Here is an 18,992-nt window from a genome sequence, read left to right on the forward strand (position 1 = left end):
GCTTCATGGGCGCCGACGCCTGCCCCGCTCGATCCCGCCGTATGCCTCTCCCGCATCCGTCCGCACCATGCGCTGGACCGGATGTGGTGCATGCCGCACCGCGGCAGTGCGTACCGTCCTTGCGCGGCAGTGCCTCTGTCGACGATAAAACATCAATAAAAACAACATTTTGATTCGTTTTTGTGCAGCTCGGGAAGCTGGCATTGCAATTGCTAGGTATGAAACGTTCCAAAGCGGGTCGAGGTGCGTGGCGCACGTCCCTCAAAAAATTTGCAAAATCACTTGATGATTCAAATAAATTTCCGATATGCTTTCATTCATCAAGTACATGGCCGGGTGCGATCGAACGGATCGCCTGGGATGAACCGAGTTCTCCGAGGAGTCAGAAGATGACGATTTTTGTCGAAAAGCTGGATCTGGGCGGCAGCGGCCCGACCGTCGGCATCAAGGATTCGATCGATATCGCCGGTTGCTGTACGCGGGCGGGCAGCCGTGCGCTGGAGGACGTCGCACCGGCAAGCGCGAATGCCGATGTCGTCGATGGCCTGCTTGCGGCGGGCTACCGCATCGTCGGCAAGACCAACCTGCACGAACTGGCATTCGGCACCACCGGCCTCAACAACTGGACCGGCACGCCGGTGAATCCGCTCTTCCCCGACTATGTCCCGGGCGGTTCGTCGAGCGGCTCGGCGGCGGCGGTGGCAGCCAGGCTCGCGGACGTGGCCATCGGCACCGACACTGGCGGTTCCGTGCGCATCCCGGCATCCTGTTGCGGCGTGTTCGGCTTCAAGCCCAGCTTCGGCCGGGTCAGCCGCCGCGGTGTCATGCCCGCGCAGACCACGCTCGACTGTGTCGGTCCGTTCGCACGCGACATGGACGCCCTGATCGACTGCATGCGTGCGATCGATCCCGGTTTCGGCGCCCTGCCCGATACCGCCGATGTCCGCATCGGCTTGCTGGACGTCGAGGCGCGGAGCGAAATCCGCGCAGCCGTCGAAGCGGCCGTGCGCACCAGCGCCTTCCCCTACGCCAGCCTGGCGCTCAGTGAATTCGTGCCTGCCTACGAGGCCGGACTGGTGATCATCAATGCCGAGACCTGGGCCGCCTGTGGCTCGCTCGTGGCGGGCGGCAAGGTCGGCGCGGACATTGCTGCGCGCCTGCTCGCGGCATCGAAAACCACCGCGGCGGACGTGGCGGCGGCGGAGCGCGTGCGTGCCGCCTTCACGGCGCAGCTCGATGAAGCCCTGCAGCAGTTCCAGGTGCTCGCCCTGCCCACGATGGCCGACGCGCCGCCCCTGCTCGAATCCGGTGCCGACACCAGCAAATTGGTCGGCATGACCTCGCTCGTGCGCCCCTTCAATCTTTCCGGCCATCCGGCCATCACGATTCCCCTGCCTGCCAGGGATGGGTATCCGGTCAGCCTGCAACTGGTGGCGGGAATGAATCAGGACGAATTGCTGTGTGCGGTGGCGCGCCAGCTCGTTCAACGATCGATGCAAGCCTAACTACAAAGGAGACAGCAATGTCAGCGACTCTCGAGACCGTGAAGAAGGTTGCGGCGGCTGAGCCACCGGCCGCCGGCATGGATGAATTGCTGCAGGACATCCGCGCGCGTCGCCGGGAGTTCGAAGCGCAGAGCTACATTCCGCAGGACATCGTCGACCGCTTCAAGGCCGTCGGGGTGTATCGCGCACTGGTTGCCAGGCGTTTCGGCGGCGACGAGAAGTCGCCGGCGGAGTTCTGCCGCCTGGTCGAGCAGATTTCGCAGGCGGACGGTTCGGCCGGCTGGGTCGCCAGCTTCGGCATCGGCGCGGTCTATCTCGCGGCGCTGCCCCTGGAAACCCTGGAAAAGCTCTATGCCAACGGACCGGACCAGGTGTTCGCCGGGGGCATCTTTCCGCCGCAACCGGCGGTGCAGGTGGAAGGCGGCCTCAAGGTCAATGGCCGCTGGAGTTTCGCCAGCGGCTCGACCTGTGCCGATGTGATCGGCACGGGCATCCTGCCCAGGAGCGGCGACAAGGTCGGCCTGCCGCGCATGGCGGTGATGCCGCGCGAGAAGGTGCGCATCGAGTTCAACTGGGACGTCATGGGCCTGAAGGCCACGGGCAGCAACGACCTCGTGGTCGAAGACGTCGTCGTGCCCGAGGAATGGACTTTCGTCCGCGGCGGCGCCTCGTCGCTCGACACGCCGCTGTACCGCTACCCCTCGCTGTCGCTCGCCACGCAGGTGCTGACCGTCGTCGGCCTGGGCATCGCGCGTGCCGCGATCGACGAAGTGCTGAACATGGCGGGCGGGCGGGCGTCGGTGACCGGCGCCCCCAACCTGGGCGAGCGCGTCTATGTCCAGCTCGAGATCGCCAAGATCGAAGCCGAGCTGCGTGCGGCGCGGGCCTGGTTCTACGAAGCGATCGACGAGGTCTGGCAGGTCCTGCTCGGCGGCGGCACGCCCTTGGATGACCAGATCAGCATGCTGCGCCTGTCCTCGACCCACGCCAGCCGAGTCGCCGCCGACGTCACGCGCCGTGCGCAGATGGTCACCGGCATGACGGGTGTCTATGAGACGAGCCCGCTCGCGGCCCAGGTGCGCGATGCCCAGATGATCACGCAGCACGCCTTCATGGGCGAAGTCACCTACCAGAACGCCGGCGCCATGCTGTTCGGCCTGAAGCCGCTGCCCGGTTACCTCTGATCCTCCGCACCAACCCGCACCAACCACTTCGAGGGAATGAAAATGAGCGACAAACAAGCGTTGCGCGTGCTGTTCTGTATCGGTGTGAACCAGAACTTCATGGATGGCACCGCCGAGGAAATGAAGGACGTCTGGGGGGCCTTCGTGGCCATGATGCAGGGCATCGCCAAGCTGCCCGGGGTCCGCGTGCTGGGCAACATGGATGACGACCGGATCATGGTCGGCCCTTCGGTCGCCTTCCCCTGGACCACCTACGTGCTGGCCGACGTGCCCGACTACGACACCGTGACCGCTGCGTGCAACCTGCTGCGCATCACCCCGGTCGGCGACGGCACGTACAAGCTGTGGAAATACATGCGCATCGAGGCCCGCATCGGCCGCGAACTGCAGTTCCCGGCCTGAAGCCGGACGGTCGCCGCATCGAATGCCGAGGTGCCCCGTGCCGGACGCAGAAACCATCATCGCCCTCACCCGCCGCATCGACGCGCTCGAAAGCGAGCGCGCCGTGCGGGCCTGCATGAATCGCTACATGTACCTGTGCGATCGGCTCGACGTCGGGTTTCCGCTCGACGACCTGATGGCCTTGTTTACCGACGATGCCACCTGGGAAGGGACGGGCGGACGCTACAAGAAGACCTTCGGCCGCCACGAAGGCAAGCAGGCGATCAGGGCGATGTTCGCGAAGTACACCGTCCCGCCCGCGCATTTCAGGCTGAACGTGCATTACCTGACATCCGAGCTCATCACGGTCGATGACTCGTCGGCGCATGGCAGTTGGGTACTGCTCCAGCCCTCGACGTTCTCGTCGGGGAAGTCTCAGCTCAGCAGCGCCAGGCTGAGCGTCGTGTTCCGCAAGGAAAGGGGGGCCTGGAAGATCGCTGAATTCCAGACCGAAGCCTTGTTCAGCCGTCCCGTCGAGCATCCATGGGATGCCAGCGCCGATCTGCCGGTTCCGGACTGACGGCGGGGCTGCAAGGCACTTTTACGCAACATATTCGCAAGGAAACAGAAGACATGACACAAGCTAACGCGAGCAATGGCCAGTGCATCGATGTCGGTAGCCTGGTCCAGGAAGACCGGGTGCACAAGAAGCTGTATTCGGACCCCGACATTTTCGCCGCCGAGATGGAGCGGATCTTCACCAAGACCTGGGTGTGGGTCGCGCACGAGAGCGAGATTCCCGACGTCGGCTCGTACAAGACGTCCTTCGTCGGCAACCACCCGGTGATCGTCAGCCGTGACCGCAAGAAGAACATCCACGTGCTGCTCAACCGCTGCCGCCACCGCGGCGCGACCGTGTGCGAAAAGAAGCACGGCAACACGCGCGCCTTCACCTGCCCCTACCACGGCTGGGGCTACTCCCTCGACGGCGAGCTGCGTGCGCTGCCGAAGCCCGAGGAATACGAAGGCGTGATCGACAAGAAGGATCTGCCGCTGCAGAGCCTGCGCACCGAGTCCTATCGTGGCCTGATCTTCGCGACCTTCGACAACGACATCGAGCCGCTGGAGGATTTCCTCGGCGGGGCGAAGAAGTGGATCGACCTGTTCATGAAGCAGTCGGGCGGCTTCCCGCTCAAGGTCCTCGGCGACCACCGCTTCCGCTTCGAGGGCAACTGGAAGATCCAGCTCGAGAACACGACGGATGCCTACCACTTCCCGATCGTGCACAAATCCTTCATCTCGTCGCTGGACGATCAGACCTCCGACGTCTTCGATTTCCTGGATGGTGCCGGCTTCGTCGAGGACCTCGGCAACGGCCACAGCGTCATGGTGATGATTCCGGAGCTGGTCGATCTCGAGGCGAACCTCGACGAGCCGATTCCCGACCGCTTCAAGGCGCTCGCCGAAGAACTGGCTAAGGAAGGCCTGCCCGACATGGAAGTGCGCAAGCTGGTGCGCGCTGCGACCGGGTCCGGCTTCAACCTCAACCTGTTCCCGAACCTGGCCTGCTCGATGGCCTTCTTCCGCGTCCTGCGCCCGGTCTCGGTCAGCGAGACGGAGATCCACCACATCGCGATCGGCGGCGACGGCGCGCCCGCGGCCTTCAACCAGAAGCGCATCCGCCTCCACGAGCACTTCCAGGGCCCGATGGGTTTCGGCACGCCCGACGACTCCGAAGGGTGGGAGCGCGTCCAGCGCGGCTCGGTGTCCGGCAAGGATGGCTGGATCCTGGTGAACCGCGGCATGAGCAAGCTCACCAGCAGCGAGGACGGCAACGTCGCCGGCGCCGTGTGTTCGGAGACCGGCATGCGCGCGGCCTACCGGAAGTACAAGCAAATGATGACTGCCAACGAAGCGGAGTGAGCACAAATGACATCGAAAAACACCGTAGCGGCCAATGTCATCGACCTCATCAACCTCGAAGCCGATCTGCTCGACCACAAGAGCTATGACGAATGGCTTCAGTTGTGGACGGATGACGGGCTGTACATCGTCCCGGTCGATACCCAGACAACCGATTTCGCCAACGCCGTGAACTTCGCCTACGACGACGCCGAAATGCGCCATCTGCGGACGGCGAGGCTGATGGGCGGGGAGTCCGTGTCGAGCGGCGCGCTCGACAAGACCGTGCGCAGCGTGTCGCGCTTCCGCCTGCTGGAGGAAACCGAAACCACCGTGCGCGTGCGCTGTGCGACGACGATCAACGAAGTGCGCGCCGGCCGCCTGCTCAGCTATCCCGGCGACGTCGAGTTCGAGCTCGTCAAGGGCGAGGAAGGCCTCAGGATCAGGAAGAAGATCGTGAGACTGCTGCACGCGGCCAGCTACCTGGCAACGGTTGCCTTCATCTTCTGAGGGGGACGACATGAAGCAGGTCGTTCTGATCACCGGTGCGGCGCAGGGCCTCGGCCATGTGATCGCGCAGAAGTTCTGCGCCCAGGGCGCGTGCGTGGCCGTCACCGACGTCGACCAGGCGAAGGCCGCGGAAGCGGCCGGCAGCCTGGACGCCAGCGGCGAGCGCGTCATCGCCCTGAAGCTCGACGTCACCCGCAAGCAGGATTTCGCCGATGCGCTCGAGGCCGCGGTCGCGCGTTTCGGCCATGTCACCACCCTGGTCAACAACGCCGCCATGACGCCGACGACGCCGGTCATGGAGATCAGCGCGGAAGAGTTCGACCGCGTGGTCGCCATCAACCAGCGCGGCACCTTCTTCGGCTGCCAGGTTTTCGGCCAGTACTTCGCCGGCCGCAAGCATGGCCGGATCATCAACATGGCCTCGCTGGCGGGGCAGAACGGCGGCACCGCCTCGGGCGCCCACTATGCCAGCAGCAAGGGCGCGATCCTGACCCTGACGAAGATCTTCGCCCGCCAGCTTGCCGCCAGCGGCGTCACGGTCAACGCGGTCGCCCCCGGGCCGATGGACCTGCCCTCGGTGCATGCCGCGGTGCCGGCCGACAAGCTCGCGGCGATCATCAACGACATGATCCCGGTCCGGAAGCTGGGTGATCCGGCGTTCGTGGCCGAGCTGGTGCTCAGCCTCGCGGCGGAGAACGCCGGTTTCGCCACCGGTGCCACGTTCGATGTCAATGGCGGCATCTTCATGCGCTGAAGCGGGCGCCATGCCGCGCCGCACGCAGTTCCCAGCGCGTGCGGCGCGCAACATTCTTCAAAGGATTGGCCATGGATCATGAATCGGTAAAGGTGGTGATCGCCCGTCGCGAGCTGCAGACACCGGAAATCGTAGTGCTCGAGCTGGCGCCCGCGGACGGGGCGAAGCTGCCGCCCTTCGAGGCGGGCGCGCATATCGACGTGCAGGTCAGCGACGACATCGTCCGTCAATACTCGTTGAGCAATGCCTTCGAGGACGGTGGCGTCTATCGCCTGGGCATTCTCAACGACCCCAACTCCCGCGGCGGTTCGCGCACCATCCACGCGCAGTTCGCGGAGGGCGACGAGATCAGCATCAGCCTGCCGCGCAACCATTTCCCGCTCGACATGAGCGCCGCGCACACGATCCTGTTCGGCGGCGGCATCGGCATCACGCCGATGATCGCCATGGCGTATGCCCTGAAGAAGGCCGGGAAATCGTTCGAGCTGCACTACTGCTGTCGGTCGTCCGCCAATGCCGCCTTCGTGGACGAGCTCGCCAGCCAGTTCGGCGACCGCCTCTCGCTGCATTTCGACGACGGCGCGGATGAACAGAAGCTCGCGCCCGCCGCCATGCTGCAGTCGCCGCGCGAGGGCTTGCACGTCTATGTGTGCGGGCCGACCGGCTTCATGGACTGGATCATCGACACCGCGAAGCAGGCGGGCCTGCCCTCCGCGCAGATCCATTTCGAGTATTTCAGCGCGGAAGTCGACACCTCGGGCGCGGCCTTCGAAGTGTTCGCGGCGGCCAGCGGCGTCACCGTCCAGGTGCCGGAAGGGGTCTCGATCGCGAATGCGCTGAAGGCGGCCGGCGTCAAGGTCGATGTCTCGTGCGAAGAAGGCGTGTGCGGCACCTGCATCTGCGACGTGCTGGAAGGCACGCCGGACCACCGCGATCACTTCCTCAACGACGAGGAGAAGGAATGCGGGGACCAGATGGCCGTGTGTTGTTCTCGAGCGAAATCTGCGCGGCTGGTGCTGGATATCTGATCGCGCGGCAGATTGTAGGGAGGTGATATGAGCTTGGATCCGAGGAATTTCCGCCGCGCGCTCGGCAAGTTTGCGACGGGCGTCACCGTGGTGACGACCGTCGACAGCCAGGGGCAGCGCATCGGCGTGACCGCCAGCAGTTTCAATTCGGTGTCGATCGACCCGCCGCTCGTGTTGTGGAGCGTCGACAAGAGCGCCTATTCGGCAGAGGTGTTCAGGAACGCGCCGCATTTCGTCATCAACGTGCTCGCCAATGACCAGGTCGATATCTCGAACCGGTTCGCGCGCCGCGGCGAAGAAAAGTTCGAAGGCGTCGCCTGCAGCGAGGGGGTCGGCAACGCGCCCAGGATCGCGGGTGCGGTCGCCTGCTTCGAATGCCGCACCTGGAACGTCTATGAGGGCGGCGACCACCACATCATCGTCGGCGAGGTGCTCGATTTCCATTACGACGAAAGCCGCAATTCCCTCGTCTTCCACAACGGGCGCTATGCAATCCCGCAGCAGCACCCCGTGACGCGGGAGGTCGACGAGAGCCGGGCGCTCGACGGCGTGCTGGGCGAAAGCCTGATCTACCTGCTGCGCCAGGCCTACTCGGCGTGCTGCGACGGCCTGTATCCGAAGTTGGGCGATTACGGCGTCACCGCCCAGGAGTGGCGGGTGCTGACCCTGCTAAGCGACCGCGGGCCGATGAAGGTCGACGACATCGGCGCCGTCGTCATGCAGCCGCCGAAGGGCATGAGGGACACCCTGGCCTGGCTTTCGGAAAAGGGCTTCGTGCACGTCGACAGCGACGACGTGGTCACGCTGACCGATGCGGGCAACAAGATCACCCATCGCTTGCTGGACATGGCGCGCGAATTCGAGAGCAACGCGCTCGGCGCCCTGAGCGCGGACCAGACCGGGCTGCTCAAGCAGCAGTTGCGGGACATCGCGCGCTCCTGAGCGGCCGCGGCAGGAAGCACTTTATCGGGGAAGTGCGTGGCGGATGTTCCGGCGGTCCAGCCGGGACGCGTTTGCGCACGAATCAACAAGGACTCCAGGACGATCATGCCGAATCTGAACATTTATCTCGTGGAAGGCTTCAGCCAGGAGCAGAAAGCGCGCCTGATGCGGCGGGTGACGGACGTCGTGGCGCAATGCCTCGCCGCCCCGCTGCCGTCGATCCGCATCTTCCTGATCGAACTGCCGAAGGCGCACATATGCGTCGGCGGCGAAATCCTCGCGGCCCAGGACTCCTGTGGTCTGACGGGAGGGCCGACGGTGCATGCCTTCCTCATCGCAGGACGCAGCGATGCGCAGAAGGAAGCAATGATCGCCGGCCTCACCGAAGTCATCGAGGAAACGCTGGGTATTCCGGCCGAACCGGTCCGGGTCATGTTTTTCGATATCGCCAATACCGATTTCGGCATGAAAGGGCTTACCGCCAAGTCGCTGGGGCGCTGAGCCGCTGGGCTTCGACACGCCAGCCCGAACGGCAGCATTTCGTTTCAGACCACAGGAGAGACCAAAATGAAGTACAGCAAGATCATGGGTTCGCTGTTGCTGGGTGCATTGATGCTTGGCAACGCACAGGCGCAGGTCAAGGTCGGGGTCGTCTCGTCGGCCACCGGTCCGGTCGCGATGGTCGGCATTCCGCAGAAGAACACGGTGTCGCTCCTGCCCGGGAAGGCCGGGGACTACACCATCGAATACATCGCACTCGATGACGGCAGCGATCCGACCGCGTCGGTGGTGGCGGTGAGGAAGCTGATCAGCGAACAGAACGTGGACGCCATCATCGGGCCGTCGGGTTCGCCCAATGCGATGGGCGTGATCCAGTTCGTCGCCGAGGCGGGCGTTCCGCTGCTCGCCCCGGTCGGCACGGCGGCGGTCGTGCAGCCGATGAACGAGCAGAAGAAGTGGGTCTTCAAGACCACCCAGAACGACGACCTGATTGCCGAGGCGCTGCTCGATCACATGGCCGGCGCCGGCGTCAAGACGCTCGGTTTCATCGGCACCTCCGATCCCTATGGCGAGAACTGGGCCAAGGTCGTGAAGGCGGGCGCCGAGGCGAAAGGCATCAAGGTGGTGGCCGACGAGCGCTTTGCGCGCCAGGATTCGTCGGTCATCGGCCAGGCGCTGAAGGTGATGGGCGCACGGCCCGACGCGGTCCTGATCGCCGCGCCGGGCACGCCCGCCGTGCTGCCCCAGACCACCCTCGTCGAACGCGGCTACAAGGGCCAGTTCTACCAGACCCATGGCGCCGCGCTGCCTGACTTCCTCAAGCTCGGCGGCAAGAAGGTCGAGGGCACCATTCTCGCGGCCAGCCTCATGCTGGTCGTCGATGAAGTCGCCGACAGCCACCCCTCGAAGGGCATCGCGAAGGACTACATGGCCCGTTACGAAAAGGCTTATGGCGTCGTTCCGGCGACCTTCGGCGGCAACGTGTTCGACGCCGGCCTGCTGCTCGAGAAGGCGATCCCGGTCGCGGCCGGCAAGGGCAAGCCCGGCACGCGCGAATTCCGCGCCGCCCTGCGCGAAGCGCTCGAGAAGACGACCGAGATGCCCGCCACCCAGGGTGTGTACAACATGACGGAAGAGGATCACAGCGGCTTCGACGCCCGCGGCCGCGAGCTGATCACCGTCAAGGACGGCACCTGGACGCTGGTCAAGTAAGGCTTTGCCCCCACCCGCGCGAGAGGCATCGCGCGGGCGGGAAATCAGCGTGAGAAACACAAGGACGAAAACGCGGCTCCGGCACCGTTCCGTGCCCGCGTGCAGGGGTTGTTCATGGATATGTCAATTGCATTGATCCTTGGCCAGGACGGGATCACCAACGGTGCGATCTACGCGCTGCTTGCGCTTGCGCTGGTGCTGGTGTTTGCGGTCACGCGGGTGATTTTCGTCCAGCAGGGCGAGTTTGTTGCCTACGGTGCGCTGACGCTGGCGATGATGCAGGCGGGCACGGTGCCGGCCACGGTGTGGCTGCTGGTGGCGATGGGGGGTCTGGTGACGGTGCTGGACGCCGGCCGCGCGCTCAAGGCGGGCCAGGTGCGGCGCGCCTGTATGGTGGCGCTCTGGAACCTGGCCTACCCGCTGGCGCTGGCGGGGCTGCTTTGGGCGTTGCCGGCCAATGAACTGCCGCTGTTCGCGCAGGTGCTGCTGACGCTGGCGATCGTGGTGCCGATGGGCCCGATGATGTACCGGCTGATGTACCAGCCGATCGCCTCGGCGCCGGTGCTGATCCTGCTGATCGTGTCGGTGGCGTTGCACATCGCGATGGCGGGCCTGGGCCTGCTGTTTTTCGGCGCCGAAGGCCAGCGCACGCCGTCCTTCAGCGACGCCAGCTTCGAGCTCGGTCCGCTGATGGTTTCCGGGCAGACGCTGTGGGTGCTGGTGGTGTCGGCGCTGCTGATCGTCGCGCTGTACCAGTTCTTCGAGCGCACGATCTACGGCAAGGCGCTGCGCGCGACGGCGATCAACCGCGTGGGCGCGCAGCTGATGGGCATCTCGCCGGCGCTCGCGGGCAAGCTCACCTTCTTTCTCGCCACCTTCATCGGCGCGCTCTCGGGGGTGCTGATCGCGCCGATCACCACCATCTACTACGACACCGGCTTTCTGATCGCGCTCAAGGGCTTCGTTGCCGCGATCATCGGCGGGCTGGCGAGCTACCCGCTGGCGGCGCTGGGCGCGCTGGTGGTGGGCCTGCTCGAAGCCTTCGCCTCGTTCTGGGCCAGTGCCTACAAGGAAGTCATCGTGTTCACCCTGATCATTCCCGTGCTGCTGTGGCGCTCGCTGCGTAGCCACCACGTGGAGGAAGAAGAATGAGAACCGACCGTCTGGTGCTCGGCGCCTTCCTCGCGCTGCTGCTGGCCGTGCCGGCGATCCTGTCGCCGTATTACGTCACCTTGCTGAACTACATCGGGCTGTATGCGATGGTGGCGCTCGGGCTGGTGCTGCTGACCGGCGTGGGCGGCCTGACCAGCTTCGGCCAGGCGGCCTTCGTTGGCCTGGGCGCCTACACCACCGCGGCGCTGACCACGGCGGCCGATCTGCCGGGCTGGCTGGCCTGGGTGGGGGCGTCGCCGTGGCTGACGCTGGTCGCGGGCCTGATCCTCACCGCCACCGTGGCGCTGATCCTGGGCTCGCTGACCTTGAAGCTGTCGGGCCACTTCCTGCCGCTGGGCACGATCGCCTGGGGCATCAGCCTGTACTTTCTGTTCGGCACGATGGAAAGCCTGGGCGGCCACACCGGCATCTCGGGCATTCCGCCGATCGAGCTGTTCGGCTGGACGCTGGACGAAGGCAGCGAGATCTACTACCTGATCTGGGCCTTCCTGCTGCTGGCGATGCTCACCACGCACAACCTGCTCGACTCGCGCGAAGGCCGCGCCATCCGGGCGCTCAAGGGCGGTCGGGTGATGGCCGAAGCGATGGGGGTGGACACCTCGCGCTCGCGCATGATCATCTTCGTCATCGCCGCGCTGCTCGCCTGTGCCTCGGGCTGGCTGTACGCGCACATGCAGCGCTTCGTGAACCCGACCCCGTTCGGCGTGCACATCGGCATCGAGTACCTGTTCATGGCGGTGGTCGGCGGCGCCGGCTACGTCTGGGGCGCGATCGTCGGCGCGGGCGTCATCACCGTGCTCAAGCAGTGGCTGCAGGACTGGCTGCCCGCTCTGCTCGGCGCCAACGGCAACTTCGAGATGATCGTGTTCGGCATCCTGATGGTGCTGGTGCTGCACCGCGCCCGCGAAGGGCTGTGGCCCATCCTCAGGAAGCTGGCGCCGATGCCGGTGGTGAACAAGAAGATCGACGAATCGGCCGAAGTGCTGCCGCGCCGCACGCTGCCCAAGGCGGGCGAGCTGATCCTCGAAGCGAAGAACGTCACGCGCAAGTTCGGCGGCCTGGTGGCGAACAACGACATGAGCCTGGAAGTGCGCGCCGGCGAGATTCTGGCGCTCATCGGGCCCAATGGCGCGGGCAAGAGCACGATGTTCAACCAGATCTCGGGCGTCGACACGCCGACCTCGGGCGAAGTGCTGTTCCTCGGCAAGCCGGTGGCGGGCCACGACTCGCGCGAGATCGCCCGCATGGGCATGAGCCGCACCTTCCAGCACGTGAAGCTGCTGCCGACGATGACGGTGCTCGAGAACGTCGCCATCGGCGCGCACCTCAGAAGCGGCAAGGGCGTGCTCAGCTCGGCCTGGCGCCTGGACCGCGCCGAGGAAGCGCGCATCCTGAAGGAAGCGGCCTGGCAGATCGAACGCGTGGGCCTGAAGGAGCACATGTACGAAGAGGCGGGCAGCCTCGCGCTCGGCCAGCAGCGCATCCTGGAAATTGCCCGCGCGCTGTGCGCCGACCCCTGCCTGCTGCTGCTCGACGAGCCGGCCGCCGGCCTGCGGCTGAAGGAGAAGCAGGCGCTGGGCGATCTGCTGCGCAAGCTGCGTTCCGAGGGCATGGCGACGCTGATCGTCGAGCACGACATGGACTTCGTCATGAACCTGGTCGATCGGGTGGTGGTGATGGAGTTCGGGCAGAAGATCGCCGAAGGCCTGCCCGACGAGATCCAGAAGAACCCGGCGGTGCTCGAAGCCTATCTGGGAGGTGTGGAATGAACGCACACAGCAATGCCGGCGCCGCGAAGCCGGTGCTGGAGGTCAAGGACCTCTGCGTCTCCTACGGCAAGGTCGAGGCGCTCACCAACGCCAGCCTGACCGTGGGCGAAGGCCAGATCGTCACCGTGATCGGCCCCAACGGCGCGGGCAAGACGACGATGCTGTCGGCGATCATGGGGGTGCTCGGCTCCAAGGGCAAGGTCGCCTTCGACGGCACGCTGGAAGTCGTGCCCGAGGTCGAGCGCATGGTCGCGCGCGGCATGAACCTGGTGCCGGAGAAGCGCGAGCTCTTCGGCGAGATGAGCGTCGAGGACAACCTCGTGCTCGGCGCCTTCCAGCGCTACCGGATGGGCAAGCGCGACCACGGACAGACGCTGGAAGAGGTCTATGCGCTGTTCCCGCGCCTGAAGGAGCGCCGCGACCAGGCCGCCGGCACCATGTCGGGCGGCGAGCGCCAGATGCTGGCGGTGGGCCGCGCGCTGATGGCCAAGCCCAAGCTGCTGATGCTCGACGAACCGAGCCTGGGGCTGGCGCCGCTGATCGTGCGGGAGATCTTCCGCATCATCGCCGAGCTGCGCCGGCGGGGGGTGTCGATCCTGCTGGTCGAGCAGAACGCGCGCGCGGCGCTGCAGGTGGCCGACTACGCCTACGTGCTCGAGACCGGGCAGGTGGCGATGGAAGGGCCGGCGCACCTGCTGGCGGACGACCCCCGCGTCATCGAAGCCTATCTGGGCTTCGGCAAGCACCAGGACATGCTGGCGACCTGAGCGCGCCGGGCAAGGAGAGACCGATGGAAGCGATGCGCATCTTGATGGACGAACACCAGTCGCTGGCGGCGATCATTCACGCCATCCGCTACATGATCAAGGAGATCGGCGAAGGCCGGCTCGAGCCGGATCAGAAGCTGCTGAAGGCGATGGTCGAATACCTGGACGCCTACCCCGAGAAGCGCCACCACCCGAAGGAGGACGAGTTCCTCTTCGGGCCGCTGATGGCGCGCACCCGGGAAGGGGCGGAAGTGCTGGCCCACCTGGGGCGGGAGCACGCCGAAGCGGACGCCCGCATCAAGACGCTGGAAGCCGCGCTGGCGCGCTACCAGGCGGGCGAGCCCTGTGGCTTCGAGGGCTTCAGCGAGGCCTTCGACGCCTATGCCGAGTTCTACCGCCTGCACATGATGACCGAGGAGCGCGAGGTCATTCCGCTGCTGATCAAGCATCTCACGCCCGAGGACTGGGCGCGCGCCGATGCCGGCTTCGCCGCCAACCGCGACCCGATGGGCGGCACGCGCAACGCGGGCGGGCAGGAGGACTTCGGCCGCATCTTCTCCAAGCTGGTCGCCGCTGCGCCCGCCCCCATTGGACTCGGCGCAGGACCCTACAAGGACGACTGACGCCCGTTCCGCCCTGCCGACAAACCGATGACAGAAGCCCGGACACCATGAAACCCGTTTCCGCCATGATCCTGCTGGCATGCGCTGCCAGTGCTGCCGGGTACGCAAATGCCGGCACGACGGCTGCGGCCGCCCCCCGGCAGCTGGACATTGCCTTCGAGATGCTGGCCAACGGCCAGCCTGTGCGATGCGGGCAGCCGCTGGCCAGCGTCGGCAGCGATGCCAGGCGCGCGACGCTGCGCGACGCGCGTTTTTATGTCTACGACGTCGCCCTGATCGGCGCCGACGGTAAAAGGACGCCGCTTGCCCTGGACATCAACGATTGGCAGAACGAGCAGGTGGCATTGCTCGATTTCGAAGACGCCAGCGCGGGCTGCAGCGGCGGAACGCCGGCCACCAACATGGTGGTCAGCGGTACGGTGCCGGCTGGCCAGTACAGCGGCCTGGCCTTCACGATCGGCGTGCCGCCCGCGTTGAACCACACCAGCACCGAACTCGAAGGCGCGCCGCTGGACATCGCCGCCATGGGCTGGAGCTGGCAGGCGGGCCGCAAGTTCACCAAGATCGAGATCGATCCGGAAGGCGGCGTCACCAAGGCGGATGGCTCGCGCGCGGCCGCCTGGTACGTGCATCTAGGCGCGACCGGCTGCACCGGCAACCCGGTCACGGGGGAAACGGTTTCCTGCCGGCGCGCGAACCGGGTGCCGGTGGTGATGGAGCGCTTCGATCCGGCCGGCGAACGCGTCGTGCTCGATCTGGACGTCCTGTTCGAGGCCACCCAGGTGTCCGCGGACCGGGGCGGCGCGGTCGGCTGCATGAGTGGGCCGACCGACCCCGAATGCAAGGGCATCTTCGAGCGCCTGGGCCTGTCCGTCGAGGAAGGCACGCCGCTCGCGGCCGGACGATCGCCCGCGTTCGGCACCAGACCCAAGCCATGAAGTCCTGGGCGCTGCCCGTGGCGCTGAGCCTGCTGGCCATGCCGGCGGCGTTCGCCGTGGCCGATACCGCCGCCTGGTCATGGAAGCTGCCCCCGCACGTGCCCGAACCGCGGGTACCGGCCGACAATGCCATGTCGGCGGCCAAGGTCGAACTCGGCCGGCACCTGTTCTACGACACCCGGCTGTCCGGCAACGGCACGCTGTCCTGTGCGTCCTGCCACCATCAGGAGCGGGCGTTCACCGACGGCCGCCCCCTGCCCGTGGGCTCGACCGGAGAATTCGCCCACCGCAACGCCCCGGGCCTGGCCAACAGCGCCTGGCACGCGACCTACAACTGGGCGAATCCGGCGCTGGTCTCGCTGGAGCAGCAGATGGAGATTCCGCTGTTCAGCGACGACCCCGTCGAGATGGGCGTCAATGATGCCAATCGCGCCGAAGTGCTGGACCGCCTGCGGCGCGAACCGATCTACCCTCCGCTGTTCCGGCAGTCTTTTCCTGACGAAGCCGAGCCCTTGAGCATGGCGGCGGTGATCAAGGCCATCGCCGCTTTCCAGCGCGCCCTGGTCTCGGCCGATAGCCGCTACGACCGCTATCTGCAGGGCAAGGAAAGCTTCACCGCCTCGGAAGAGCGCGGCATGAACCTGTTCTTCGGCGAAAAGGTCGAGTGCCACCATTGCCACGGCAGCTTCAATTTCAACGACCAGGTGGTGCACAGGAAGAGCCGCGTGGTCGAGACGCTGTTCCACAACACCGGGCTCTACGACATCGACGGCCAGGGCAGCTATCCCTATCCGAACCGGGGCGTGTTCGAAAGCACCGCCAGGCCCGAAGACATGGGCGCCTTCCGCGCGCCGAGTCTGCGCAACGTGGAAGTCACCGCGCCCTACATGCACGACGGCAGCGCCGCCAGCCTGGAGGAGGTCATCGAACAGTACGCCCAGGGCGGGCGCGTGACGGCTTCCGGACCGCACCGGGGCGATGGACGCCTGAACCCTTACAAGAGCGGGTTGATCTCGAAAATCGACCTGAGCGCGCAGGACAAGCAGGACCTGCTGAGTTTTCTCAAGACGCTGACCGACGAGGCTTTCCTGAACGATCCGAAGCTGTCGGATCCCTGGAGGCCGCGGCGCTGAATACCGCCGGCCGATGGCGTTTCGCCTGGCCGCATCGTTTGAGCAGAAAAAAGGAGACGCGCATGTCATGGACTGACGCAATTGGCTCAAGCAGGCTGGCCGGTGTCGGCATGCCTGCCGCGGATCAGGCTTTCCACCCTGCTCTATGGGCGCAGCAGGTCCGGCAGAGTTTCTTTCCGCTCGACGTGACGGTCGATGCCGATACTCCATTCACCGCCCAGTCGCGCCTGGCGGGGTATGCGCAGTGCAGGATGGCGCAGGTCGCGGCCGGCCGCCATGTCGCCTCGATGAGCCAGGCGAACTGCGACGACCTGGGCCAGCGCTACGTCAAGATCCTCTGGGAACTGGACGGGGCTGGCTGGCTGGAGCAGGCGGGTCAGGGCGTCTGCCTGCAGCCGGGCCACTTCACGATCTACGAGGCCAGCCGGCCCTATTCGATCCAGATGGAAGCCGGCTCCGCCTTCGTCGTCCTGCTGTGCGAGGTGGCGCCCAATGATCTGCTGACGTCGCTGGCGCAGCGCGTGGCCGGCCGCGCGCTGCCGACGACCGGCGGCGCGGCGGTGGCGCTGGCCGCGGTGCAGGAAATGGTGGCGCAGGGGCAGGCCATCGGCCACGGCAGCCGGTTCACGGTGGTCGAGTTCGTCTCCACCCTGCTGGCCCAGCAGGTCAAGGCCCTGGAAGGCGAGCGTGGCGCGCGGCAGAAGCGTTCGCAGGAGGAACTGCTGTGCGAGGCCTTGCAGTACATCAAGTGCCACATGGACGACAGCGACCTGTCCCCCGACCGCATCGCCAGCGCCTTGAGCGTCTGCCGCCGCACGCTCTACCACGCGTTCTCGTCGATCGACGAGACGCCGCAGGCCACGGTGCAGCGTCTGCGGCTGGAACGCTGCCGCGAGATGCTCGCGCAACCCGGCGGCGCGAGGCCCACCGTCACCGAGCTGGCGCTGCAGTACGGTTTCTCCGATCCGGCCTACTTCGCCAGGCTGTTCCGCAAGCGTTTCGGCATCACGCCGTCGCAGTGCCGCGCCGAGGAGGAGTTCGAGCGCAGGGGCGGCCGCTGACCCTGGACAGGTATGCACCCGTTTCAGGCTGCAGGTGCATCCAAATGCAAGCCAAGCCAGGGTCGGGCTCCTAAAGTCATTCCAGTCCCGCAGGCGCAAGGCCAAGGGGAAATGCAATGCATTTGGAGAGCTGAATGTCCGTGCCGAACACATACCGACACCTGATTGCCGGCGCGTCCCGGGATGCTTCCGACGGCGCCCTTTTCGACAAATTCGAGCCCAGCAACGGCCGGGTGATGGCGCAGGTCGCCGCGGGGACGCTGCAGGACGTGGACGCCGCCGTGGCGGCGGCGCGCGCCCAGTTCGACGGCGGCGAATGGAGCAGGATGCCCGGCGCCGAGCGCGGCAGGCTGCTGCTCCGGCTGGCGGATCTGCTGGAGCGCGATGCCGAGCGCTTCATCGAACTGCTGGCGCGCGAGCAGGGGCGGCCGGTGATGGAGATGCGCATGCTCGACCTGCCCGTGGCGATCGATACCCTGCGCTACTTCGCCGGCTGGGCGGACAAGCTCGAAGGCCGCCAGATCCCGACCGGCGGCTTCATGGGCCGGCCGACGCTGAACTACACGGTGCGCGAGGCTGTCGGCGTGGCCGCGCTGATCGTGCCGTGGAACGCGCCGCTGATGATCGCGTGCTGGAAGCTCGCGCCCGCGCTGGCGGCGGGCTGCACGGTGGTCCTCAAGCCTTCGGAAGACGCGCCGCTGGCCGTCGATGCGCTGGCGCGGCTCACGCTGGAAGCGGGCTTCCCGCCGGGCGTGGTCAACCTGGTGCATGGCATCGGCCCCACCGTGGGTTCGGCGCTCGTCGAGCACGCCGGGGTGGACAAGATCAGCTTCACCGGCAGCACCGCCGTGGGGCGCCAGATCGCCCAGGCGGCGGGGCCGAAGTTCAAGCGCCTGACCCTGGAGCTCGGCGGCAAGGCGCCGCAGATCCTGCTGGAGGACGCCGTCCTGGAGCAGGCCGTCGGCGGCCTCGTGATGGGCCTGTTCGTCAACCAGGGGCAGACCTGCGCTGCCGGCAGCCGGATTCTGGTCCACCGCCGCCACTACGAGGACGTGGTGGCGGCGCTCGCGGAGGCGGCGCGCTCGATCAAGATCGGCGACCCCTTCGACCCCGACACCCGGATGGGCGCCCTGATCAACGCCAGGCATGCCGAGCGGGTCCGCGGCCACATCGACAGGGCCCTGAACGAGGGCGCGCGACGGGTCGCGGGCGACGAGACGCTGCCCGTCAACGGCTATTTCGTGCGGCCGACGATCTTCGCCGGCGTCAAGCCGTCCATGGGCATCGCCTGCGAGGAAGTGTTCGGCCCGGTCGGCGCGGTGATTCCGTTCGACACCGACGACGAGGCGGTGGCGATCGCCAATGACACGCCCTACGGGCTGTCCGCGTCGCTGTGGACCCAGAACGTCGCCAAGGCGCACCAGATCGCCGGCCGGCTGCGCGTCGGCGCCGTCGCGGTCAACGCCTGGGCGCCGCTGGACGCCCGCCTGCCCTGGGGCGGCCTCAAGGACAGCGGCATCGGCCGGGACCTGTCCGCGTGCGCCCTGGATGCCTACCTGGAAGACAAGGTCGTCACCGTGGTGATGTGAAGGCCCGCCGCCTCGCATCC

At 66.4% G+C, this 18,992-nt stretch carries 19 protein-coding genes; all 19 read left to right on the top strand.

Annotated elements, in window-relative coordinates; all coding sequences use genetic code 11:
- The first annotated feature begins 389 nt into the window (after positions 1-389).
- The 19 genes from QM748_RS15560 (at position 390) to QM748_RS15650 (ending at position 18,972) form a co-directional block, all read left to right on the top strand.
- Complete coding sequence (locus QM748_RS15560; protein WP_415247817.1) at positions 390-1,505, top strand: amidase; 1,116 nt, start codon at positions 390-392, stop codon at positions 1,503-1,505.
- Positions 1,506-1,522: 17 nt separating this feature from the next.
- Positions 1,523-2,689, top strand: a complete 1,167-nt coding sequence (locus tag QM748_RS15565) for an acyl-CoA dehydrogenase family protein (protein WP_415247818.1) — start codon at positions 1,523-1,525, stop codon at positions 2,687-2,689.
- Positions 2,690-2,731: 42 nt separating this feature from the next.
- Entirely contained in the window at positions 2,732-3,091 is a 360-nt protein-coding gene (locus QM748_RS15570; RefSeq protein WP_415247819.1) for a hypothetical protein, read from the top strand.
- 37 nt (positions 3,092-3,128) lie between these two features.
- Positions 3,129-3,650, top strand: a complete 522-nt coding sequence (locus tag QM748_RS15575; RefSeq protein ID WP_415247820.1) for a nuclear transport factor 2 family protein — start codon at positions 3,129-3,131, stop codon at positions 3,648-3,650.
- A gap of 53 nt (positions 3,651-3,703) precedes the next feature.
- The gene (locus QM748_RS15580) at positions 3,704-4,993 is read left to right on the top strand and encodes an aromatic ring-hydroxylating oxygenase subunit alpha (RefSeq protein WP_415247821.1); all 1,290 of its coding nucleotides are present in this window, start codon (positions 3,704-3,706) and stop codon (positions 4,991-4,993) included.
- A 6-nt stretch (positions 4,994-4,999) separates the two neighbouring features.
- Positions 5,000-5,482: an aromatic-ring-hydroxylating dioxygenase subunit beta gene (locus QM748_RS15585; protein ID WP_415247822.1), complete on the top strand. Its 483-nt coding sequence runs from the start codon at positions 5,000-5,002 to the stop codon at positions 5,480-5,482.
- A 10-nt stretch (positions 5,483-5,492) separates the two neighbouring features.
- Positions 5,493-6,236: an SDR family NAD(P)-dependent oxidoreductase gene (locus tag QM748_RS15590; RefSeq protein WP_415247823.1), complete on the top strand. Its 744-nt coding sequence runs from the start codon at positions 5,493-5,495 to the stop codon at positions 6,234-6,236.
- A 71-nt stretch (positions 6,237-6,307) separates the two neighbouring features.
- Complete coding sequence (locus QM748_RS15595; RefSeq protein ID WP_415247824.1) at positions 6,308-7,264, top strand: PDR/VanB family oxidoreductase; 957 nt, start codon at positions 6,308-6,310, stop codon at positions 7,262-7,264.
- Between the two features lie 27 nt (positions 7,265-7,291).
- Complete coding sequence (locus tag QM748_RS15600) at positions 7,292-8,206, top strand: flavin reductase (protein ID WP_415247825.1); 915 nt, start codon at positions 7,292-7,294, stop codon at positions 8,204-8,206.
- Positions 8,207-8,311: 105 nt separating this feature from the next.
- Complete coding sequence (locus QM748_RS15605) at positions 8,312-8,707, top strand: tautomerase family protein (RefSeq protein WP_415247826.1); 396 nt, start codon at positions 8,312-8,314, stop codon at positions 8,705-8,707.
- Positions 8,708-8,773: 66 nt separating this feature from the next.
- Positions 8,774-9,919 (top strand): ABC transporter substrate-binding protein, encoded by a 1,146-nt coding sequence (locus QM748_RS15610; RefSeq protein ID WP_415247827.1) that lies wholly within the window; start codon positions 8,774-8,776, stop codon positions 9,917-9,919.
- A gap of 114 nt (positions 9,920-10,033) precedes the next feature.
- Complete coding sequence (locus tag QM748_RS15615; protein WP_415247828.1) at positions 10,034-11,071, top strand: branched-chain amino acid ABC transporter permease; 1,038 nt, start codon at positions 10,034-10,036, stop codon at positions 11,069-11,071.
- Entirely contained in the window at positions 11,068-12,861 is a 1,794-nt protein-coding gene (locus QM748_RS15620) for an ABC transporter permease subunit (protein WP_415247829.1), read from the top strand. Before QM748_RS15615 ends, QM748_RS15620 begins: the two co-directional genes overlap by 4 nt.
- The gene (locus QM748_RS15625) at positions 12,858-13,628 is read left to right on the top strand and encodes an ABC transporter ATP-binding protein (protein WP_415247830.1); all 771 of its coding nucleotides are present in this window, start codon (positions 12,858-12,860) and stop codon (positions 13,626-13,628) included. Before QM748_RS15620 ends, QM748_RS15625 begins: the two co-directional genes overlap by 4 nt.
- A 23-nt stretch (positions 13,629-13,651) precedes the next feature.
- The gene (locus QM748_RS15630; RefSeq protein WP_415247831.1) at positions 13,652-14,251 is read left to right on the top strand and encodes a hemerythrin domain-containing protein; all 600 of its coding nucleotides are present in this window, start codon (positions 13,652-13,654) and stop codon (positions 14,249-14,251) included.
- A gap of 65 nt (positions 14,252-14,316) precedes the next feature.
- Positions 14,317-15,189, top strand: coding sequence for an MbnP family copper-binding protein (locus tag QM748_RS15635; protein ID WP_415247832.1), 873 nt, complete (start codon positions 14,317-14,319; stop codon positions 15,187-15,189).
- On the top strand, positions 15,186-16,322 hold the full coding sequence (locus tag QM748_RS15640; protein ID WP_415247833.1) for an MbnH family di-heme enzyme: 1,137 nt from the start codon (positions 15,186-15,188) through the stop codon (positions 16,320-16,322). The genes QM748_RS15635 and QM748_RS15640 overlap by 4 nt, the downstream gene beginning before the upstream one ends.
- 62 nt (positions 16,323-16,384) lie before the next feature.
- Positions 16,385-17,383, top strand: a complete 999-nt coding sequence (locus QM748_RS15645; protein WP_415247834.1) for an AraC family transcriptional regulator — start codon at positions 16,385-16,387, stop codon at positions 17,381-17,383.
- 134 nt (positions 17,384-17,517) lie between these two features.
- Entirely contained in the window at positions 17,518-18,972 is a 1,455-nt protein-coding gene (locus QM748_RS15650; RefSeq protein ID WP_415247835.1) for an aldehyde dehydrogenase family protein, read from the top strand.
- The last annotated feature ends 20 nt before the right edge of the window (positions 18,973-18,992 follow it).

The organism is Thauera sp. (assembly GCF_047601425.1).
GTDB lineage: Bacteria > Pseudomonadota > Gammaproteobacteria > Burkholderiales > Rhodocyclaceae > Thauera.

Excerpts from the sequence above, each read along its gene's own strand:
- QM748_RS15560 (WP_415247817.1), top strand. The coding sequence starts at position 390 with ATGACGATTTTTGTCGAAAAGCTGGATCTGGGCGGCAGCGGCCCGACC.
- QM748_RS15565 (WP_415247818.1), top strand. The coding sequence starts at position 1,523 with ATGTCAGCGACTCTCGAGACCGTGAAGAAGGTTGCGGCGGCTGAGCCA.
- QM748_RS15570 (WP_415247819.1), top strand. The coding sequence starts at position 2,732 with ATGAGCGACAAACAAGCGTTGCGCGTGCTGTTCTGTATCGGTGTGAAC.
- QM748_RS15580 (WP_415247821.1), top strand. The coding sequence starts at position 3,704 with ATGACACAAGCTAACGCGAGCAATGGCCAGTGCATCGATGTCGGTAGC.
- QM748_RS15585 (WP_415247822.1), top strand. The coding sequence starts at position 5,000 with ATGACATCGAAAAACACCGTAGCGGCCAATGTCATCGACCTCATCAAC.
- QM748_RS15590 (WP_415247823.1), top strand. The coding sequence starts at position 5,493 with ATGAAGCAGGTCGTTCTGATCACCGGTGCGGCGCAGGGCCTCGGCCAT.
- QM748_RS15595 (WP_415247824.1), top strand. The coding sequence starts at position 6,308 with ATGGATCATGAATCGGTAAAGGTGGTGATCGCCCGTCGCGAGCTGCAG.
- QM748_RS15600 (WP_415247825.1), top strand. The coding sequence starts at position 7,292 with ATGAGCTTGGATCCGAGGAATTTCCGCCGCGCGCTCGGCAAGTTTGCG.
- QM748_RS15605 (WP_415247826.1), top strand. The coding sequence starts at position 8,312 with ATGCCGAATCTGAACATTTATCTCGTGGAAGGCTTCAGCCAGGAGCAG.
- QM748_RS15610 (WP_415247827.1), top strand. The coding sequence starts at position 8,774 with ATGAAGTACAGCAAGATCATGGGTTCGCTGTTGCTGGGTGCATTGATG.
- QM748_RS15615 (WP_415247828.1), top strand. The coding sequence starts at position 10,034 with ATGGATATGTCAATTGCATTGATCCTTGGCCAGGACGGGATCACCAAC.
- QM748_RS15620 (WP_415247829.1), top strand. The coding sequence starts at position 11,068 with ATGAGAACCGACCGTCTGGTGCTCGGCGCCTTCCTCGCGCTGCTGCTG.
- QM748_RS15625 (WP_415247830.1), top strand. The coding sequence starts at position 12,858 with ATGAACGCACACAGCAATGCCGGCGCCGCGAAGCCGGTGCTGGAGGTC.
- QM748_RS15630 (WP_415247831.1), top strand. The coding sequence starts at position 13,652 with ATGGAAGCGATGCGCATCTTGATGGACGAACACCAGTCGCTGGCGGCG.
- QM748_RS15635 (WP_415247832.1), top strand. The coding sequence starts at position 14,317 with ATGATCCTGCTGGCATGCGCTGCCAGTGCTGCCGGGTACGCAAATGCC.
- QM748_RS15640 (WP_415247833.1), top strand. The coding sequence starts at position 15,186 with ATGAAGTCCTGGGCGCTGCCCGTGGCGCTGAGCCTGCTGGCCATGCCG.
- QM748_RS15645 (WP_415247834.1), top strand. The coding sequence starts at position 16,385 with ATGTCATGGACTGACGCAATTGGCTCAAGCAGGCTGGCCGGTGTCGGC.
- QM748_RS15650 (WP_415247835.1), top strand. The coding sequence starts at position 17,518 with ATGTCCGTGCCGAACACATACCGACACCTGATTGCCGGCGCGTCCCGG.